The sequence below is a fragment of the Pseudoalteromonas sp. SR45-5 genome (assembly GCF_014163565.1).
GTDB classification, from domain to species: Bacteria; Pseudomonadota; Gammaproteobacteria; order Enterobacterales; family Alteromonadaceae; genus Pseudoalteromonas; species Pseudoalteromonas distincta.
Map to the genome: position 1 here is coordinate 1 of NZ_JACJDN010000010.1, position 20,319 is coordinate 20,319.

Annotated in this window: 19 protein-coding genes; 10 read left to right on the forward strand and 9 right to left on the reverse strand. The window is 41.1% G+C overall.

What is annotated here, in order from left to right; all coding sequences use genetic code 11:
• Nucleotides 1-118 precede the first annotated feature (118 nt).
• The 5 genes from H5072_RS01000 (at nt 119) to H5072_RS01020 (ending at nt 3,433) form a co-directional block, all read left to right on the forward strand.
• Nucleotides 119-343, forward strand: coding sequence for a hypothetical protein (locus tag H5072_RS01000; protein WP_182692415.1), 225 nt, complete (start codon nt 119-121; stop codon nt 341-343).
• Nucleotides 344-708: 365 nt separating this feature from the next.
• A complete protein-coding gene (locus H5072_RS01005) occupies nt 709-2,247 on the forward strand; it encodes a glucan biosynthesis protein (RefSeq protein WP_024596156.1) in 1,539 nt (512 codons plus the stop codon).
• A 235-nt stretch (nt 2,248-2,482) separates the two neighbouring features.
• On the forward strand, nt 2,483-2,845 hold the full coding sequence (locus H5072_RS01010) for a 2OG-Fe(II) oxygenase (RefSeq protein WP_149593221.1): 363 nt from the start codon (nt 2,483-2,485) through the stop codon (nt 2,843-2,845).
• Complete coding sequence (locus H5072_RS01015) at nt 2,839-3,087, forward strand: DUF1272 domain-containing protein (RefSeq protein ID WP_182692416.1); 249 nt, start codon at nt 2,839-2,841, stop codon at nt 3,085-3,087. The genes H5072_RS01010 and H5072_RS01015 overlap by 7 nt, the downstream gene beginning before the upstream one ends.
• A 43-nt stretch (nt 3,088-3,130) precedes the next feature.
• Nucleotides 3,131-3,433 carry a hypothetical protein gene (locus H5072_RS01020; RefSeq protein WP_004334655.1) on the forward strand — a complete coding sequence of 101 codons (303 nt, stop codon included), beginning with the start codon at nt 3,131-3,133 and terminating at the stop codon, nt 3,431-3,433.
• A gap of 127 nt (nt 3,434-3,560) precedes the next feature.
• On the opposite strand, the gene H5072_RS01025 is transcribed toward H5072_RS01020, so the two are convergent.
• The 7 genes from H5072_RS01025 to H5072_RS01055 form a co-directional block, all read right to left on the reverse strand.
• Nucleotides 3,561-4,844: an allantoate amidohydrolase gene (locus H5072_RS01025; protein ID WP_182692417.1), complete on the reverse strand. Its 1,284-nt coding sequence runs from the start codon at nt 4,842-4,844 to the stop codon at nt 3,561-3,563.
• A 14-nt stretch (nt 4,845-4,858) separates the two neighbouring features.
• Complete coding sequence (locus tag H5072_RS01030; RefSeq protein ID WP_182692418.1) at nt 4,859-6,088, reverse strand: alanine--glyoxylate aminotransferase family protein; 1,230 nt, start codon at nt 6,086-6,088, stop codon at nt 4,859-4,861.
• Between the two features lie 3 nt (nt 6,089-6,091).
• Complete coding sequence (locus H5072_RS01035; RefSeq protein ID WP_007378545.1) at nt 6,092-6,916, reverse strand: sulfite exporter TauE/SafE family protein; 825 nt, start codon at nt 6,914-6,916, stop codon at nt 6,092-6,094.
• The gene (locus H5072_RS01040) at nt 6,904-8,487 is read right to left on the reverse strand and encodes a gamma-glutamyltransferase family protein (protein ID WP_182692419.1); all 1,584 of its coding nucleotides are present in this window, start codon (nt 8,485-8,487) and stop codon (nt 6,904-6,906) included. Before H5072_RS01040 ends, H5072_RS01035 begins: the two co-directional genes overlap by 13 nt.
• Nucleotides 8,484-9,686, reverse strand: a complete 1,203-nt coding sequence (locus H5072_RS01045; protein WP_154902964.1) for an amidase family protein — start codon at nt 9,684-9,686, stop codon at nt 8,484-8,486. Before H5072_RS01045 ends, H5072_RS01040 begins: the two co-directional genes overlap by 4 nt.
• Before the next feature lie 409 nt (nt 9,687-10,095).
• The gene (locus tag H5072_RS01050; protein WP_182692420.1) at nt 10,096-10,578 is read right to left on the reverse strand and encodes a putative 4-hydroxy-4-methyl-2-oxoglutarate aldolase; all 483 of its coding nucleotides are present in this window, start codon (nt 10,576-10,578) and stop codon (nt 10,096-10,098) included.
• 3 nt (nt 10,579-10,581) lie between these two features.
• Complete coding sequence (locus H5072_RS01055; protein ID WP_004334664.1) at nt 10,582-11,235, reverse strand: TetR/AcrR family transcriptional regulator; 654 nt, start codon at nt 11,233-11,235, stop codon at nt 10,582-10,584.
• Nucleotides 11,236-11,682: 447 nt separating this feature from the next.
• Between H5072_RS01055 and yddG the strand changes: the two genes are divergently transcribed.
• On the forward strand, nt 11,683-12,603 hold the full coding sequence (gene yddG / locus H5072_RS01060) for an aromatic amino acid DMT transporter YddG (RefSeq protein ID WP_182692421.1): 921 nt from the start codon (nt 11,683-11,685) through the stop codon (nt 12,601-12,603).
• A gap of 56 nt (nt 12,604-12,659) precedes the next feature.
• On the opposite strand, the gene H5072_RS01065 is transcribed toward yddG, so the two are convergent.
• Nucleotides 12,660-13,175 carry an ankyrin repeat domain-containing protein gene (locus H5072_RS01065; RefSeq protein ID WP_004334678.1) on the reverse strand — a complete coding sequence of 172 codons (516 nt, stop codon included), beginning with the start codon at nt 13,173-13,175 and terminating at the stop codon, nt 12,660-12,662.
• A 98-nt stretch (nt 13,176-13,273) separates the two neighbouring features.
• The gene (locus H5072_RS01070; RefSeq protein ID WP_039488381.1) at nt 13,274-14,800 is read right to left on the reverse strand and encodes a catalase; all 1,527 of its coding nucleotides are present in this window, start codon (nt 14,798-14,800) and stop codon (nt 13,274-13,276) included.
• A gap of 427 nt (nt 14,801-15,227) precedes the next feature.
• Here H5072_RS01070 and H5072_RS01075 point away from each other — a divergent pair, with 427 nt between their 5' ends.
• The 4 genes from H5072_RS01075 to H5072_RS01090 form a co-directional block, all read left to right on the forward strand.
• Complete coding sequence (locus H5072_RS01075) at nt 15,228-15,902, forward strand: HAD family phosphatase (protein WP_149593207.1); 675 nt, start codon at nt 15,228-15,230, stop codon at nt 15,900-15,902.
• 280 nt (nt 15,903-16,182) lie between these two features.
• Nucleotides 16,183-17,904 (forward strand): cytosine permease, encoded by a 1,722-nt coding sequence (locus H5072_RS01080; protein ID WP_004334683.1) that lies wholly within the window; start codon nt 16,183-16,185, stop codon nt 17,902-17,904.
• A gap of 47 nt (nt 17,905-17,951) precedes the next feature.
• Entirely contained in the window at nt 17,952-19,475 is a 1,524-nt protein-coding gene (locus H5072_RS01085) for a mannitol dehydrogenase family protein (RefSeq protein WP_182692422.1), read from the forward strand.
• 2 nt (nt 19,476-19,477) lie between these two features.
• Nucleotides 19,478-20,319: carbohydrate kinase (locus H5072_RS01090; protein ID WP_182692423.1), on the forward strand; the 842-nt coding region annotated here is incomplete at its 3' end.

Sequence of the window (20,319 nt, forward strand, 5' to 3'; positions counted from 1 at the left end):
CTTGGTGAACATTATTATAAACAAAAGAGGAACTCAGCTATGGTTTGTTTATCAATAAAAATAAATAAAAAACGAGTTAACCTACAGGCTCATTATTTTTCGAACATCGAGGATATTTATGGAAATTGAATATATTTGGGGTGTTTTAGCGGTTATTGCAGTTTTATTTATATTAATATTTGGTAACTCAATACCTAAGCATGGCAGCGTAACTGAAGGTGATGTTATTGTTGCTTTAAAATCAGGTCATAAAGTTAGAGCAATAAAATATTATAGATCTGTTCATGGTGTAAGTTTGAAAGAAGCTAAAGATGCTATTGAAAAAATAACTTCAAAAACATAAAAACATGCCCTGAAGTGAGGGCCAAATAAAACTCAGCCATTAATTGCAAGTTTTAAAAGGGGTGAGCCTCTTCGTTTTCCACCACCTAAATACAACCCTTATCCATTTGAATACCAGCGATCTAATAATAAATTGCGCTATCCCACTTATTTTCACTTCAGCGATATCATCAAACGCGCGCAATATCCCTTAAAACCAATACCCTAAAAAAATTAATTATGGGAGGTCCTGTAGTCAAATAACAATACTTTAGTAAACGCTAGTTCATATTGCGTGACGTAATATCCATACAGAATTTTAAGTTAAACATACGTTCGTGCAGCGTTCCCATTTTTATTTGACTCAATTTATTGGATATTCTTTTTATGAAATTAAAGTTATTTATCGCAATTATTTTTAGCACTTCGATGTCGTCTTACGCGACAGAAGCAGTAGATAAAACGGAGTTTTCATTCGAAGACTTAAAAGCCCTAGCAAAAGCCTCAGCCGAAAAGCCTTATACGCCAACTAAGGTGCCAGCGCCGGAGTTAATCGATAAAATTACGTATGACGAACACTGGAAAATACGCTTTAAAGAAGATGAAACCTTATACCCAAGTGGAAAAAAGGCGCCCGTACAATTATTTTACCCTGGCCGATATTTTCCTGAGCCAGTAAGTATTTACATCAGAGATGATAAAAATCAGGTTCAAAATGTACCTTTTAGTAATGACGTTTTTGATATGCCCGATAATAGCCCAGCTCACGATCTCCCAGAAGGGTTTGGATTTGCAGGCTTTAGAATAATGCGCCCAGATATGAAACCCGATTGGATATCTTTTTTAGGCGCGTCTTATTTTCGTACCGACGGCCCAGAGGGGCAATATGGACTCTCGGCCCGAGGTATCGCGATTAATACGGGCATGAATCAGCCAGAAGAATTTCCGCGCTTTTCTGCATTTTGGATTGGCCCCGCAGAGAAAAAAGGTGAAAGTGTGTCTGTTTGGGCATTGCTTGAAGGGCCTTCTATCACTGGTGCTTATCGATTTGGTTTAAGTAAAGATAACAAAGAAGCCAAAGGCCATATTACCTCTGTAACGGCTAATTTGTATATGCGCGCCGATGTTGAACGCTTAGGCGTAGCACCGTTAACCAGTATGTATTGGTACTCACAAAAAGATAAAACAGAAGCTAAAGATTGGCGCCCAGAAATTCACGATAGCGATGGCCTTGCGATTCACACAGGATCGGGTCAATACGTTTGGCGCCCATTAAATAATCCTCAGTCGGTGTCAACCAATAGCTTTATTGATGAGAACCCAAAAGGGTTTGGTTTAATCCAAAGAGATCGTGACTTTAATAACTACCAAGACGACGGCGTATTTTACAATAAGCGTTCATCAGCGTGGATTAAACCTACTGGCGATTGGGGCAAAGGCGCAGTTCAGTTAATCGAAATTCCTACAAAAGATGAAACGTTCGACAATATTGTTGCCTACTGGGTGCCCGAAAAAGAGGCGCGCAAAGGCGACGAGTTTACCTTTTCTTATGATATTGAATGGCGTCCACTCGATCCAAAATCAAAAACGCTTGCAAGCGTTGTAAATACTCGCCAAGGCTTAGGCGGAATTCCCGGCCAGCCTATTCCTGAAGGCGTTAACAAGATGGTGATTGATTTTGAAGGTCCAGTATTTAAAGGCTTAGATAACAAAAGTGGTATAAAGCCGATTGTTGAAGCCAGCAACGGTGAAATATTAGAACCTATTGGAGTTTATCCGGTAGTTGGTACAAACCAATGGCGATTAGCGTTTGACTACAAACAAGCTAACAACAATCCGGTGAACATACGCGCGTATTTAGTTGATAAAAATGATGAAGCTATAACTGAAACATGGGTAAGTGATGCAAAGGTAACGATTAAATAAGACCTTAAATAAGCATTAAAGTAAAACGGGTGGCTATATTTTGCTTTTCTGTCAATTATAGCCACCATAATGTCTATTAAAACGCCAATCAAAACACCATTAAAACTCCCTTTTATATCCCACGTAAAATACAGTAATCGATTGAATCAAAATATGAACTCGGCTATGGTTTGTTTATCAATAAATATAAAAAAACGAGTTAACCTGCAGCTTATTAGCTGTTTCGAGGGATTGTATGTTTTTTTTGAGTAAATTATTTTGTTGGGAGCGAGGCCGACAAAAATCAGGCTACGATAAAATGTTGATTTGTGGTGCTACGTGGCCAATTAAATTTGATACATATTTGCTTAAATTCCCACAAGGAAGTGAAATAGCACCACACACAGACAAAGTTGAATCTGGTAAACACTATCGGTTGAATATAGTGCTTAAAAAAGCAGATTTGGGTGGTGAGTTTATTTGTAGTAATCCGATATTTGAAACAAAGCGGGTTAAGCTATTCCGTCCTGATGTAAGTGAGCATCAGGTATCAAAAGTTATAAAAGGTAATAGATATTTACTCAGCATTGGGTGGATAAAAGGGAGCGCTAAATGCTAGATTTAAGACCTAATTGTGAATGTTGTGATAAGAATCTACCTGCAAAGTCCACAGAGGCTTTTATTTGTTCATTTGAATGCACATTTTGTTCTGGCTGTGCTCAAACGTTATTAAATAACGTGTGCCCAAACTGCTCAGGTAATTTGGTTCAGCGGCCAATTCGCCCTTTGGCTGCACTAAAAAATTACCCAGCATCGACTAAACGGGTATTAAAAAAAAGTGTTTGTGCGCCAAGCACATAAGAACACAAAGTATAATAATTATATTTCTGGGTATGGAGATCTGATGAGAAAATCCTTTGAATTTACTATTAAGTCAATCAAAGTTAAAATAATTAACACTTGGTTTAGTGGTGCTAAATTATATGTGAATGGTGACTTACGAGATACTGACAAAACTTTGTTAGCTATTAGGAATAATACTTTACTATCTGCAAATTTAGGTGAGTTGGGTGTTCTAGAAATCAAGCCATTATCGGGTTTAATTACCGTCGAAATGGATGCATATTTGGTTAATGGTACAAACATTCAACATGTATATAGCTCACATAAACGCCTTAGCCTAAAAGAGCAAAGGGCAGCCCGATAAAGCTACTTTAAATAACGTATATTCCTGCATTTACCTGCCTTCAGTAATAACCTCCAAATGACTTTGAGGAGGTTTAAGCCCCTAAGCATACCAAGTTAATATACTTGGTTTACTCGATTACCTTAAATCACTCACACTCTTTCACATAAAGTAAAAGCGCGCTGTACATTACACTGAGTGCCTTTGTTACATCGCCGTCTATAACCGCTTCTGCTGGGTGATGGCTTATACCGCCAGGGCTGCGTATAAACAACATGCCAACGGGGCAAATTGGAGCGATTGCCATTGCATCGTGCCCTGCGCCTGAGGCAAGTGAAGGCGATGCTTGGTTATTGAGTTTACATGCGCTTGAAAACAAATGCTGAATAGTGGTGTCGCACGCTACGGCATCGGCGGCATGCGTCCATTGCCAATCAAGCGTTAAATTGCGTTTGCTTGCTATAGATTGAGCGCTGCTTTGTATGGCGCTTAGTAAATTAGCCAGATCGGTATCGCTTTGTGCGCGTGCGTCTAGGCTTATGGTTGTTTTACCTGCGATCACGTTTGTAGCCCCAGGGCGAGATTGTATTTGCCCTACGGTGGCAACTTCACCATTTTTAGCATTACTTGCTAGTTTTTCAATTTCGATTACTAATTCGGCGCAGCCTGCTAACGAATCCTGACGTAAATTCATAGGCGTAGTGCCTGCATGACCGCTTTGGCCAGTTAGGGTAAGCATGGCGCGTTTTGCCCCTGCAATAGCCGTTACTACACCAAGCGCCTGATTAACCGATTCGAGCACAGGACCTTGCTCTATATGAGTTTCCCAGTAACCTAGTAACTCGCTTTTATTTAGTGCGGCTTTTACGTAGTCGTTGGGGTTTAAGCCAAAATCGAGCATGGCTTGGCGCATAGTTATGCCGTTTGTATCTTCAATGTTTAGCCACTGTGGGTCAAATTCGTTAGCGAGTGCTTTTGAGCCAATTAAAGTAGTGGCAAAGCGGGTACCTTCTTCATCGCAAAAGCCCACTACATCTAAATGAAAGGGCAGGTCGAGCTTTAACTTATGTGCAAGCGCTGCAATTTCTATCCCCAGTAGTACACCTAAAATACCATCAAACGCACCTGCGTTTGGTACGGTGTCGAGGTGCGATCCTATAATTAAACGTTTAGCATGTGGGTTTGATGATTTTAGTCGCCCCCAAAGGTTGCCCACTTCATCTTGCCACGATTGCATGCCTGCCTCAACCATCCACGATGCAGTAACGGCGTTACACTCTTTGTGCTCTTTTGATAAGTACACGCGGTGAATACCGCCTTGCATTTGCGATAGTGCGCTGAGGGTTTTACAGCGAGATAAAGCGCGTGTTGCGTATTCATCAGCAAGTTCTTTGTCTAATAAAGGGCTGTGTTGTGGGCTTACAATCGTCATGCTAAATCCTTTTTTTATTTATAGTGAGCAAGGGCGGCAATGGCGGCTTCGCCTTTAGGGCCTTTGTAACCGTTGGCATGTAAGCAGGCATCTAGGCTTGCCAATGTTTGTAATACGGCATCTTTACGGGCGTTGTAACCCATGGTGCCAATACGCCAAATTTTGCCATGCAGCGGGCCAAACGAGGTGCCAATTTCTATTCCAAAATCGGTTAGCATTTGCCCGCGTACGTGATCGGCATTAATGCCCTCGGGTATATACACACCCAGTACGTTGTTCATTTTATGCGTTAAATCGCCAAATACATTTAAGCCCAGTGCTTGAATGCCTGTTAGCATGGCATCGCCATGTAATTTGTGGCGCGCTACGCAGTTATCCACGCCTTCTTCAATAACAATGCGGGCGCATTCTGAGGCGCAATACAGCATGCTGGTGGCTTCGGTATGATGATTAAGGCGCTCTTCCCCCCAGTAATTCATGATCATACTTAAATCAAAGTAGTTTGAGCGTACAAAGGGCTCGGTGCCGTCGGTATGCTCCGCTGTACGAATACCCGCCTCTACTTTTTTACGTTTTTGGATCCAATCAGCGCATTTGTCGCTCAGTGTTAATGGCGCTGATCCAGAAGGTCCGCCTAAACACTTTTGCAGACCAACAGAAAGTGCATCGAGTTTCCATTCATCGGCAGGAAGTTCGTTACCCACAATGGAGGCGGTAGCATCACAATAAAATAGTACATCGTGCTTTTGGCAAATATCGCCAATATGCTCAAGAGGTTGGTTCATGGTGGTGGATGTATCGCCTTGTACCATAGCAAGTACATGGGGTTTTACATCAACAATGGCTTTTTCGATTTGTTCTGGCGTAAACACTTCGCCCCACGGTACTTCTATTGTGTGCACCTTTGCGCCAACGCGTTCTGCTATTTCAGCAAGTAGGTGGCCAAAGCGCCCCATAATTGGCACAAGGACTTTATCGCCTGGGCGTAAAATTGAGCATAATACGGCTTCAATACCCGCGCGCGATGTGCCATCTATTAGCATGGTCCATTCGTTTTTGGTTTTAAAAATTTCGCGGTAACGTGCCATGGTTTCGTTCATAAAACCGGTCATTACTGGGTCGTATTGGCCTATAAGCTGCGCCGACATAGCACGTAAAACACGAGGGTCGGCATTAATTGGGCCTGGTCCCATTAATAAACGCTGTGGTGGGTTTAAGGTTTGAACTTGCGTGTTATTAAACATATTTTAGGCTCCCAGAGTCTGAATAAGCATGCGTATGCCGGTTATCATTAAGACAACGGCAAAGGCGCGTTTTAGTTGTTTTTGATCCAGCTTGCTACCAATTTTTACGCCAATAGGCGCAAATAAAATAGTCAACGGAATAATAAGAAAAAAGGCAGGGAGGTTAACCAACCCCCACGTACCTAGGGGAGCATCGGTTGGCGTTGTGCCAATACTTAATAAGGTAATAACGCCTGGTAGTGCAATCAATAAACCAAAAACGGCCGCAGTACCTACTGCAACATGGGCGCGTACATTAAATGCGTTTAGCATAGGTACGCCAATAGTGCCGCCACCTATGCCAATCATTACCGACAAACCACCTACAATACTTGCCATAACCCCTTGACCAAATTTTCCTGGCAGTTGTTTTACAAGCGCGGGTGCGCCGGCTCTAAATAGCATGTTTAAACTGACTAAAATAGCAATACAGGCAAACATAAGTACCAGTGCATTACCGCGTATTGAGTGCGCTAAGTAGCTGCCTACAACGGCCATAACTAAAATAAATGGTGCCCAGTATTTTATTAGCGCAAGGTCAATATTCCCTTTGCTATGATGCGAGCGAATAGATGAAAGCGAAGTAGGTACTATGGTTGCAAGTGATGTAGCGGTGGCTATCATCATTGCCGACTCTGGGCTTACGCCAAAACCTTGCAGTAAAAAATACAGCACAGGGACGATAACAATACCGCCGCCTACACCAAAAAGTCCTGCTAAAATACCGGCAAAAATACCGGTTGCTATTAAGGCTACTATAATTGGCCATTGATTTATTATTTCTGACATTGTGTTCCTGCTGTAGTTACTGTTGCACGTCCATCTGAACGAGGATCTGTTGCAGCTTCAAGGCTTGTAGGTGTATCTAAAATAGCCCCAGCGTGCCCCATCATTTCGTTATTATTATCAACGCTTACCCAATCGTGGTCACGTTGATTTAATTCATGTTCTATATGAAAAACTAACTCTTTTTCAATTTTTAAATTTGTACTCGTATCGCCCCATGTTCGTCCAAGTAACCAACGAGGGTCGCTAATTGCTTGTTTTATAGATTTATTTCGCCACGCGTAGCCTGCAAAAACAGTGGCTTGAGTTTGTGGCTGCCCTTCACCGCCCATTGTTCCGTAAGCAAGTCGACGACCATCGCTAAACTTTGCCAGTGCTGGGTTAAGTGTATGAGCGGGCTTTTTATTTGGAGCAAGGGCGTTGGTATCTTGATTGTTTAAACTAAAGCTTAAACCACGGTTATTCCACACAAAGCCGCCTTCACTCATTAATATTCCGCTGCCAAATTCCCAGTAAATGCTTTGAATAAAGCTGACTAATTGCCCGTTTTTATCTCTGGCTGCCATCCACACAGTATCGCCAGGCTCTGCGTTAAATGGCCATTTTTTGGCTTTACTCATATCAATATTATTAGCAAGTTCGCTTAAGCGATTATCGGTTAGTGCGTTTTTATAATCGTCTCCTAATGCTTCAGGGTCAGCCCAAAGGGTAGGGCGATGGGTAAAGCTTTGTTTAGTTGCCTCAACAATTAAATGTGTCCAGTCGGCATCGGTTTTAGCTAAATGCTTTAACTTATTTACGGCACCAATTATTTGTAGTGAATGCACGCCCTGTGTTGGCGCGGGTAAGTTGTAGCAATCAATACCACTGAGGTTTGCATTTAGCGCAGTAACTACCTCGGCTTTAGTATTTGCAATGTCACCTGCGGTAATTGAGCTGCCTGCTTTTGCTAAGTCGGCGGCAAATGAGTTGGCAAGTGCGCCTTCATAAAATGCGTTTAAACCATGCTTTGCTAGGTATTCAAACGTTGCTGCAAGTTTAGGGTTTTTAAAATGCTGGCCTTCTTGTAAGGGCTTGCCATTGGGTATGTAGAGGTTTTTAAACGCGTCATTGGTATTATTTGCAGCAGCTAGTTTTTCGCAGCCTGCTTGCAAGCTTTTTGTAACGGTAAAGCCCTCGCGAGCAAGTGCAATGGCGGGCGCTAAAATTTTTGACAGTGGTAGTGCTGCGTGCTCATCTAGTTCAAGCGCTTTTTGCCAGCCGCGTATTGTACCCGCTTGAGTTAGTGCGCTTAATCCGCCGCGCTCTGGTATTTGCGTGAGCGAGTTATACGCCGTTGTATTAGTTGCTGCGCGGCCGCAGGCGTCAATAGCGGTAGGCGTTTTTTGGCTTGGGTTATCGATAAGCCAAAAGCTGTCGCCACCAATTGAGTTCATATGTGGATATACAACGCTAATAGCAGCGGCAGCCGCTACCATAGCCTCGGTAGCTGTACCGCCTTGTTTTAGTATATTTATACCCGCCTCTGTTGCCGAAAAATGAGACGCGGTAAATGCAATGTTGTGTGTGGTCATGCCGGTGTGTCCTGTTTAAAGTGTGCAGCTAGGTGCTTAACGCAAGCAAGTAGGCTTTTATCGTTACCGTGGCTCATCATTAATGAAAAACCATACGGATGATCATTTGCTAAATCAGCCAGCGGTAAATGCACTTGCGCTGAGCCACTAAGCCCTGCAATTGCCGAAAGCGTAATAATTTGCATGCGTAAGGCACTTGTGTCGGCGCCTAATTTAGGTGCGGTTGTGGGGGTGGTTGGCAAAAATAAACAGCTGTTTGTATTTAGGTTTTTAGCTATTAGTGTTTGCCATTGGGTTTGTACTTTTAGTGCTTCTTGTTCTTCTTGAACAGTTAGGGCAAGCGCCATATTAAAACGTGCCGCAATTGCTGGAGCAAACTGGGGAAGTTGCCCCGGCAATTGAAGCCAGTCTTTATGCGTTTTTGCGATTGCTCGCCCTTGCAGTACTCTAAAACTATCAGCAAGTTCATTTAATAAGCTGCTGTTAGGTAGTTCAAATTCTTTATGGTGCTTAAAATTAGGCTTGGTTTTTTCAAGCAATTGTTTAAGTGGGGCTTGTAAAACAGGGTCAACGAGTTCAAATAACGGCTCGCAAATAACTAAGGTATCAACGTTATTAATAGCTTGATTTGGTAGCAGTACATTACCTACATCGCTTAATAGCTCGGCGCTTTGGGTAAGCCAACCTATGGTATCAAAAGGCGGAGCCAACGGTATTAGGCCGTCTTTTTCAATCACGTTATGGCTTGGCCTTATGCCATATAAACCACAATAGCTGGCGGGTATTCTAATTGAGCCGCCGGTGTCGGTGCCTAAGCCAATATCAGCTAAGTTAGCAGCAACTGCAGCAGCAGACCCCATACTCGAACCACCGCAAGCATGCCCTTTTAATTTAGGATTTTGCGCAGCGCCATAATGTATATTATTACCCTCTAAGCTATAAGCCAGCTCGTCAGTATGGGTAAAGCCTATAAAGTTACAACCAGCGGTCATGAGCTTATTAACCGAGCTTGCCGTATTTTGAGCCGGTTTAGCTGTTTTAAACCAGTGTGGGTTGCCTGCGCTGTTACGCTCGCCCTTTACTGCAAATACATCTTTTACAGCTAAGCGATTGTTTGCAAGCACTCCAGAGTGGTTTGTTTGCCACAGGGTAGGACCGTGATTGCAAAATATACCTTTGTTGTTTTTTTTATCACTCATTTGCAGCTCATTATTATAAAACTGACCAAGTACTTACTTATTAAGTTAAGAGTGATTAAAAAGCGGGCTGGTTATTATTATTATGAATACCAATTTTATTAAAAACATGATCATTCTATCGGATTAAATAGCGCACTCACTGCGTCATTTTCTTCGCGTAATAATAGATCACTAATTTAATGCAATTGCAAAAGCTCCGCTTTTTAATCGGTAGTTTTGATTTTATAGTGCTTAGACTAAGCAAGAGGAATGCCATAAATTAAAATCCTGTCCAACTGGTCAGGATTTGGTGGGTTGTATGAGATTTGTAAGTGTGGGCTATAAAAATAGTGAGATTAAAATGAGCTAAAACAAACCAATTTGGTGCGCAGATGCACCAAGTTGGTCTTTATTTATATGGTTTTAAGTGCTAAATAAGGGGCGTTTTACTGATGATTAAACCGTTAATATCAGCGTAAACCCAATTGTTAGGTTCAATAGTGGTGCTAAGCATGGTAACAGCTTGGTTTTTATCACCAAAGCCGCGCTTTAAGGTACTACGCGGTGTAGAGCCTAGCGCCATTACAGGTAAGTTCATCGTGGCAAGTATTTCTATATCTCGGCAACAGCCATTTATTATTACGCCTTCCCAGCCATTATTTAGGGCACGCTCAGCCATAATATCGCCTATAAACGCAAAGCGTTTGCTCGCAAACCCGTTTATAACCAATACTTTACCTTCACCATTTTCATGCAATATATCGGCGGCAAAAGAGTTGTCTTCTGGGCAGGTAACGGTAACTACTTTGCCATAAAACGTGGTTTTTTTACCAAAGTGATAAAGGCCGCTGTCTGCTACTTGCACGTTATCGCGATGATCGTCAAATAAATCGGGTGTAGTAAAGGATGTCATGGGTTAAGTCTCACTTTGCTCAGGTATTTTAAGACCAATACCTTTTAAAATTATGTGGGCAATTGATTGCGTAATTTGTGCCACATCGGTTTCGTCGTACTCTAATTTGTTCATTACGAGTAAAACCTCAGCCTGAAAGTCGGCGTAATATTGCGTGGTAGACCAAATAGTAAAGAGCAAATGGTAGGGATCAACCTTATCCATTTTATCAGCGTCCATCCATGCTTGAAGTACATCAACCTTTTGTTTAACCCAAGGGCGGGTATTGGTTCTAAAGTAGTTTTGTAAATAGGGTGCACCGCGCAGTATTTCACTGGCAAATAAGCGAGATTGCATTGGCTGATTTACGGCCAGTATTACTTTGCTTTTAATATAGTTATAAAGCACGGTAGCTGGATCGTCGTTAATTGTGACGTTATCGAGCCCTAAGTTCCAATTAGCTATTATGCGGTCAATCACAGACTCGTACAGACCATCCTTACTTTTAAAGTAATACAAAATATTAGCTTTTGGCACCTGCGCTTCTTTAGCAACCATGCTCATACTTGCTCCGTCGTAACCTAATTGCGAAAACAATTGCTCGGCGGCATCTAAAATTAGTTTTTGGTTTTTCTCGCGTGTGACTTCTTTTTTATTTGGCTTTATTTGTGTGGTCATTATAAAGTTTGCGTGTTTAACGTATTGATTGATTGTAGCTTTACTGACCAAAAGGTCAATTACTAAAAAGGGTGAATGCTAAAAACAAACGAGAGGTTTAAGCTATTAACTTTAGGGTCTGTTGATCTTTGCGGATTAAAATTTGTTCAAACTAGGGGCTATTTAATCACGGCGCGAGATTTGTAACCTAGTGGGCTAAGTAAAAACCGAGCAACAAAGAGTAAGTAGCCCCTAGGAAGAACCCTTTGGGCAGCGCCTGTTTGGCATTAATGCTACGTTATCGCCCATTAATGGGGAGTAACCACACTATATAGGCTCTGCCTTGCCTAAATACCAAACAGACTGCTGCAAATTCAACCTTGAAAGAACAACAGACCCTTATTGTTTAATTAAATAATTACTGTTAGTTTAGTTTCAAATTTACGAGTAGTACTTTTGGATTGGCAAATGGATTTTATAAGCAAAAATAAATGCACGCTTTATGGAGTCGCGGCCATATTACTGTGGAGTTGCTTAGTTGCATTACTACGGGATATTTCTGAGTTGTTTAGCCCCATTGGTGGTGCGGCGGCTATGTATTCTGTCAGTGCGATATTTTTAATTTTGGTTATGGGAGTGCCCAAGTTTAGTGGTTTTTCGAAACGTTACTTGGGAGTAGGTACTTTATTATTTGTAGCATACGAAATTTGCTTGGCGCTTTCTATTGGTATGGCAAACAGCCGTCATCAGGCAATGGAAATGGCGGTTATTAATTATTTATGGCCCACGCTGACTATATTGCTCTCTATTATTATTGGTCGTAAAAAAGTAAGTTACTGGGTTTACCCAAGCATGATCATTGCTTTTTTAGGCGTTGCTTGGTGTATTACGGGCGATCAAAAAATGTCGGTCGATACGCTTGTTACTAACTTTGCTGATAATCCTGCTACTTATTTAATGGCATTAGCTGCAGCGTTTATATGGGCTATTTATTGCGTAGTTACGCAAAAGCTGAGTAATGGTAAAAATGCTATTACGTTATTTTTTACTGTCACGGCAATGAGTTTGTGGGCGCAATATGGTTTTAGTAATGAAGCACCATTAACGTTTTCACTGGGCTCAAGCATAACGTTGCTATTAGCTGGTGTAGTAGTGGGGAGCGGTTATGCACTGTGGAATCAAGCTATTATTGGCGGTAACTTAATGCTTTTGGGAACACTTTCGTACTTTACACCGGTGTTTTCTACTATTATTTCGGCGTTGTATTTATCTATTACGCTGAGTGCTTCGTTTTGGCAGGGGGTTGTACTGGTAACAGTGGGCTCGCTAATTTGCTACTTTGTAACGCGAGAAAAGCCTAAACAACCTCAAATAGCGTCTGCAACATAAGACTAATTTTATTAAAAATAAGCCCTATTATTTTAGGGCTTTTTGTTGCGTGCAGATTATTTTGCATTATTTACCTGCGCTAGTAACTCTATAACTTTTTGTTGACCAAATGTTTGTGCAAATTGCTCGGCTGTTTGACCGGCTTTGTTTTGATGCGCGTTATCGCAATCAAGTGATACGAGTGTTTTAGCTATACTAAATTCACCTCTAAAAATAGCGGCCATTAGCGCTGTGTTGCCACGGTTATCTTCTAGACAGGCATTAGCGCCTAAGTGTAAAAGTGTGTTAACCGTGTTTTTATTACCATGGTAAGTAGCAATCATTAACGCGGTGTAGCCTTTATTGTTGTAGCTGTCGATAGGAATACCGGCATCTACAAATTGCTCTATTACAGCTGTGTCGTTTGTGCGTGCTGCGGCAAAGTAATAAGCAAATAAACTATCGTATTGAGTTTTTGCAGAATGTTGGGTTTCAGATTGCGTACTGGGTGTTTGTGTATCTGATGTATTTTGAGCGTAAACGCTACTGGTAAAGCTCAGAAATAGAGCGACTATAATTAATAAATTACGCATAACAATTGTCTCTTATAAAAGAGGAAGGGTTTATTCCTTCCTCATGATTGTGGTTTAAATAGCTATTTAGTTGGGACTAATTGCTTTTAACTAGTTGCTTATAAGTTAGCGGCTAGTTGTTTAACCATTTTAAGGTCGCCGTTTACAGCTTTAGTTAAGCGTGTACCGTACTCACTATCAGCTTTGTAAAAGTGGCTAAGCATTTTGTGTTTAACACTGCTGTTTTGCACTTTGCCTAAATCGCCTGCTAGGTTATTAATTAGGTTTGTACGTTCTTGCTTGCTAAAACCACGGTATATAACACCTGCTTGCGCGAAGTTTTGCTGCTTTTTAATCGCAGCTTGTTGTACAAAGCCTTTTAGCTCTGTGTTACTTCTACGTGCAATTGGGTTTTCAGCTACGTTTTCTTGGCTTGGCTGGTAGTTCACATTGCTTGTAGTGTTACCAATATTCATTGCGCCGTCTTGGTTGTAGTTAACCACTTCAACTTTTGCACGGTTAATTGGCAGTTGCTGGTGGTTAGCACCTAGGCGGTACATTTGTGTATCAGCGTAAGAAAACATACGACCTTGTAATAGTCTGTCTTCTGATGGCTCAATACCTGGAATAATGTTTGCCGGTGCCATTGCTACTTGTTCCGTAGATTGGAAGAAGTTAGTTGGCATACGGTTTAGGGTCATTGTTCCTACTTTAGTTTCTTTAATGTCTAACCACATTTTTGTTGCATCTAACGGGTTGTAATCAAAGTCATCAAGCTGCGATGGATCAAGCGTTTTAATGTACAGATCCCATTTAGGGAAATTGCCTTTGCCAATTTCGCTGTAAAGGTCGCGTGTTAAGTGTTGGAAGTCTTGGCTTTGCACTTTAGCTACTTCTTTTGCGTCAAGGTTATCAATACCTTGTTGGCTTACCCAATGAAACTTAACGTATTTAACATCGCCCGATTTGTTAATCATTTTGTATGCATGTACACCCCAACCGTCCATTTTACGAAGACTTGCTGGTGTACCGTAGTCGCTGTAAACCCACGTTAGCATTTGTGTAGAACCTGGTTCGTGCGAGAAAAAGTCAAATACGCGGTTAGGATCTTGAATATTATCAACCGGAGATGGTTTTAAAGAGTGAACCATGTCTGGAAATTTAATCGCATCGCGAATAAAGAACACCGGTAAGTTGTTACCTACTAAATCCCAGTTACCTTGGTCTGTGTAAAACTTAGTTGCAAAGCCACGTGGGTCACGCAGTGTTTCTGGGCTGCCTTTTGAGTGAATTACCGATGAAAAACGAACAAATACGTCTGTTTCTTTACCAGCTTGTGCAAACGGTGCTGCAATTGTTAAATCGTCTAGCTCTTTTGATGCTACAAACACACCGTGTGCGCCGGTACCACGAGCATGCACAACACGCTCAGGAATACGCTCACGTGCAAAGCGTTGCAGTTTTTGAATTAGTTGCACGTCTTCTAGTAATACACTGCCACGTTCGCCAGCAGTAATTGAATTTTGGTTGTCGCCAACAGCTGCGCCGTTATCTTTAGTAAGAGTTGTTGCTGCGCTTGCCGGTAATGCCATTGCAAGTGCCAGTGCAGTTAGTGTTAATTTTGTTTTGTTTATTTGAGTATTCATTGTCGACCTCATCTATTTAAAAGTGCCGGCAGTGGTGCAGGCTGTTAATCTGTTAACGATAGTATTAATTTTATTAACTTCGGTAAAACTGATTAATTAGATTGATGTGATTTGTAAAACAGATGAGATGAATTTGCAGATACACTTTTTACATTAATGTAATTTTTTTACTACGACCTTAGTCGCAATATGCTTTTATAAAATTTATTAAATACAAAGGTTTTTAGTTTTATCTGGCGGTATTTTCACCAAGCTGGTGTGTTTTATACTTACAGTGTGTTGACATATTCGCACAATAAAGGGAATATGCTCAACCAGTGAGCTTATGCCCATTGCTGAGTTGCACTAAAAAGTTGCACAATATTAATCGCGCTTAACTCGTTATACTTAAATTAGCTAAACCAAACAGTGTTAATAAGGTGACAAGATGAATACTAATATTGAGCTAGTGATATTTGATTGTGATGGCGTTGTTATTGATAGCGAAATTTTAAGCGCACAAGTACTCATTAATATGCTTGTTGAAAAAGGCGTTGAGATTGACCGCGCTTATGTACAGCAACACTTTTTAGGCTGCAACTTTAAAACAGTAAGCCAAAAAATAGCGGATGCATTTAATGTCACTCTTCCTGAAAGCTTTGAAGGTGACTACCGCGAGGCACTATTAAACGAATTTGAAACCGGACTAACCACGACTGATGGTATAGAAGACGTACTTAACAATTTAGCTGTGCCTATTTGTATAGCTACAAGCAGTAGCCCAGCACGCACCGCAAAAGCGTTGAGCGTAGTGAGTTTAAGTAAGTACTTTAGCGATACGGTTTTTACCAGCAGCGAAGTTAAGCGTGGTAAACCGGCGCCTGATTTATTTTTACATGCAGCTAAGCAAATGGGTGTAAAGCCAGAGCATTGCTTAGTAATTGAAGACAGTAAAGCCGGCGTAAATGCAGGAATTGACGCCAATATGCAAGTACTGCATTACAGCGGTGGGCAACATATGCAAGGCTCTGTTAATCATGTACACAGTGCTTACCCAAATGTTGATCATTTAACGCATTGGCAAGATTTTTTTAGTGCATACCCTGCACTTAAAAAGCAGTAAACACGCAGCTTTTTAAATAAACAAAGTTTTAAACGCGATTTGCTCGCCTTACACACTGACAGGCAAGCAAACGCAAAATATAAATGTAGATGGTTTTGCTTTACTAAAAATAAAACAAAACATGGCAAAAGATCATGCGTTTATAAGCCAAATTATAAAAGGCAAAGTATGTAGGTACTATGCCAATCTGCTTAAATATAGAGTGATTTAACTTGTTAAATTATTCAAATAGTTATGCAGATTGGTATCAAATGCTTTGCTGTTAACAATAGGAAATACCATGGCAACGAGTCCACACACACAAACATTTAAAGATGTAAACGAAGAGCAACTTCCTGTTGCTAATAATAAGCTTCACGGCTGGAAGCATTTTGCAGGGCTATACGCCGGCGAACATGTTGCGGCTACTGAATTTGTTATTGGTGCAACGTTTGTTGCATTAGGCGCTTCAACCATCGACATTCTACTGGGTTTATTAATAGGTAACCTGTTAGCAATGTGTTCTTGGTGGCTGATTACTGCACCCATTGCAGTAGAAACCCGCTTAAGTTTATATAACTACTTAAACAAAATTGCTGGTAACTCAATGACCAAGCTCTATAACTGGGCTAACGTGGTTATTTTTAGTGTTATATCGGCCGCGATGATCACGGTATCCTCCACCGCCGTGCGGTTTTTGTTTGATATACCTGCGCAACTTGATTGGTATCCAAATAGCTTTTGGTTTGTAGCCATTGTTTTAGCTGTTGGCTCCATTGTTGTATTTGTTGCGATGTATGGCTTTTCTACGGTTGCTGACTTTTCAAAGCTGTGTGCGCCGTGGCTATTTGTTATATTTATTGCAGGCTCGTTTGCGTTATTCCCTGAGCTTTCAAATCACGTATTAGGTTCTACCTCTTTAACTAGCTTTAGCGACTTTATGACCATAGGTGACTCCTCCATATGGACGGGCACCAATGCCGATGGTGAAAAGGGCATTGGCCTATTAGAAGTGATTGGCTTTGCATGGGCTGCTAACTCAATAACTCACTTTGGTTTAATCGACATGGCTATTTTTAGATTTGCTAAACGCAAAAGCTATGGTTTGTTTTCTGGTGTGGGCATGTTTTTTGGTCATTACTTAGCGTGGATCTCTGCCGGTATTATGGGCGCAGGTGTTGCGGTATTACTTAAAACAACTATTTCATCACTTGATCCGGGCGATGTTGCATACCATGCATTAGGTTGGACTGGTTTTGTTATTGTAATTATTGCCGGTTGGACTACAGCTAACGCAAACCTTTACCGTGCAGGCCTTGCAGCGCAATCTATATTTGTTAATCAATCACGTGAACGCACCACCGCTATTGTAGGTGTTGTAACCGTAATTATTGCGTGTTTCCCGTTTGTATTTTCTCAAATGCTTCCGCTACTTACATACGCAGGCTTATTAGTTGTACCAGTAGGCGGCATTGTGTTTGCTGAGCATGTGTTATTTCCTAAAATTGGCCTAACACGTTACTGGGCTAAATATAAAAATATTACCCGCAGCGTACCGGCTATAGCATCTTGGGCGTTAGCACTTGTGTTTGGCTTTGGCTTAAACGCAATTGATGTAATGTCGTTTTACTACTTGTTTATTCCTACATGGATTTTCACCATTGTTGTTTACACGCTTTTAGCTAAAAAATACGGCGCTGGTGACGACTACACACAAGAAATTGCAGCAGAAAAACAAGAGCAACGTGATATTAAAGAATATCAAGCAGCTGAGGCTAAAGACATTCCAAAGCCAGTAATTGACAGCTCTGTATTTACAAAAGTACTTAACGCAGTTTCTACGGTTTCACTGGTTATTATTTTCATATTTGCCAGCCAAGTGATGTTTTTCAGTGAAACTATGAGTATGTACAGCGCTAATAAATCGCAATTCGAAATAGCCTGTTTTATTTGTACTGTTATTTATTTTGTTACTGCGTACTGGTCGTTAAAACGCCATAAAGTACTCAACACAGCATCGTAATACAGTATCGTAATTTATATTTTATCTTTGTTTAGTAAGGTCACACCATGACACAATACCAACACACTGACGCTCTAGTTACAGGGCTAAACCAACAGAGCTTGGCTCAATTACCAAGCCATGTTGATACACCAACCTACGACCGTAGCGCAGTTAAAGCCGGTATTGTACATATTGGTGTGGGCGGTTTTCATCGTGCTCACCAAGCAGTGTATGTCAACGAGCTTTTAAAAACTCCGGGCTCTGAGCAATGGGGTATATGTGGTGTTGGCCTTTTAGAGGGTAACCGTGGTCTGCGTGATATTTTAAAGCAGCAAGATTACCTTTACACGCTTACTGTTAGACACCCAGACGGTACAATAGATAACAAAGTAATTGGCTCAATGATCGACTTTTTGTTTGCTCCAGAGGACAAACAAGCGGTAATTAATAAGCTAGCGCACAGCGATACTAAAATTGTGTCGCTTACTATTACCGAAGGCGGTTACAACTTTAACCCTGCAACGGGCGAGTTTGATTACAGTAATCCAGATATTATTAACGACATTAATAACCCGAACGACCCAATTACAGCGTTTGGCTACATTACTGCTGCATTAAAACTTCGTAAAGAGCAAGGCCTAGGCGCGTTTACAGTACAGTCGTGCGATAACATTCAGCACAACGGTAACGTAACACGCAAAATGCTTTTAGCCTTTGCTACAGAACAAGACAAAGACCTAAGCGAGTGGATTGAGCAAAACGTATCGTTTCCAAATGCGATGGTTGACCGTATTACACCGGTATCTAAAAAGAGTGATATTGATTATGTGGTTGATGCATATGGTGTTAGCGACGAGTGGCCAATTACCTGTGAGTCGTTTACACAATGGGTAATAGAGGACACATTTAGTGACTCTCGTCCAAATTGGGATGTTGTTGGTGCTCAGTTTGTTACTGATGTAACGCCTTATGAAACCATGAAAATACGTTTACTTAATGCAGGGCATTCTGTACTTGGTTTATTAGGTTCAATCCATGGCTACGGCACTATTGACGAAACGGTATCGGATGAATTATTTGCCACATACCTACGTGCTTTTATGGATAAAGAAGTAACCCCAAATCTTGAACCACTTGAAGGCATTGACCTTGAAAGCTACAAAGATACGTTAATAGAGCGTTTTGCTAATCCTAATATTAAAGACAGCCTAGCGCGTATCTGTAGTGAAAGCTCAGCTAAACTGCCTAAGTTTTTAATTGCCACAATTAACGAAAACCTAGTACAAGGTCGAGATGTATCACTGGCTACGCTTGTTATTGCTACTTGGTGTTTATACAGCGATATAGGTTTAAGTGAAAACGGCGAGCAACTTGAAATTCAAGATGCTATGCACAAAGAGCTTAATTCTTACGCGCAAGAGACTCAAACTAGCCCGATTGCATTTTTAAAGTTAACGAGCTTGTTTGGTAAGCTTGAGCATAACGAAACGTTTACTGCTGAATATAAAAAGTCGATTGCTGCGTTGTATGCACCTAATAGTAAAATTAAAGCCATTATGCAGGCTGTACTTGATCAAAAGAGTAACTAATTATGAGCATTTTAATTAATCATAAATCTGGCGAAAACGTAAGTGTTAGCTGCTTTGGCGAAGTGCTGTGGGATTGTTTTGATTCAGGTAAACGCTTAGGTGGCGCGCCACTTAACATGTGTGTACGTATTAACTCACTTGGCATTAAAGCCGACATGATCAGCGCTGTTGGTAACGACGAGTTAGGCGCTGAGTTACTAGGCGAAATTACTAGCAAAGGCGTAAGCTGCGAATACATTGCTATTAATAGTGACAAAAAAACTAGCACGGTTGAGGTAACGCTCGACAGTGGTGGCTCTGCAAGTTATGAAATAGTGGCAGACTCTGCGTGGGATAATATAGCGCTTACCGATGAGTTACTTAGTAAAGTTAAAAGTAGCGATGTATTTGTATTTGGCAGCCTAATTGGGCGAAGCGAAGCGTCTTTAGCAACATTAAATCAACTAGTTGATGTAGCAAACTTTAAAGTATTTGACGTAAATCTACGTGCACCGCATTACAAGCTAGAAACACTTGTAGATTTAATGAATAAAGCAGACTTTATTAAGTTAAACGATGAAGAGCTATACGAAATTGCAAAAGCGATGGGTTGTAAGTTTCATTCGCTTGAACAAAATTTAGCGTTTATAGCACAGCAAACAAATACCGATTACTTATGTGTAACCAAAGGTAGCCACGGTGCTTTATTAACAATCAAAGGCGAGAATTTTTATAATTCAGGTTATTTAATTAGCGTAATTGACACTGTTGGCGCAGGGGATTCGTTTTTAGGTTCGTTAATTTATCAGCTTTGTAGCAACGACGACGCGCAATATGCCGTTGACTTTGCATGTGCCGTTGGAGC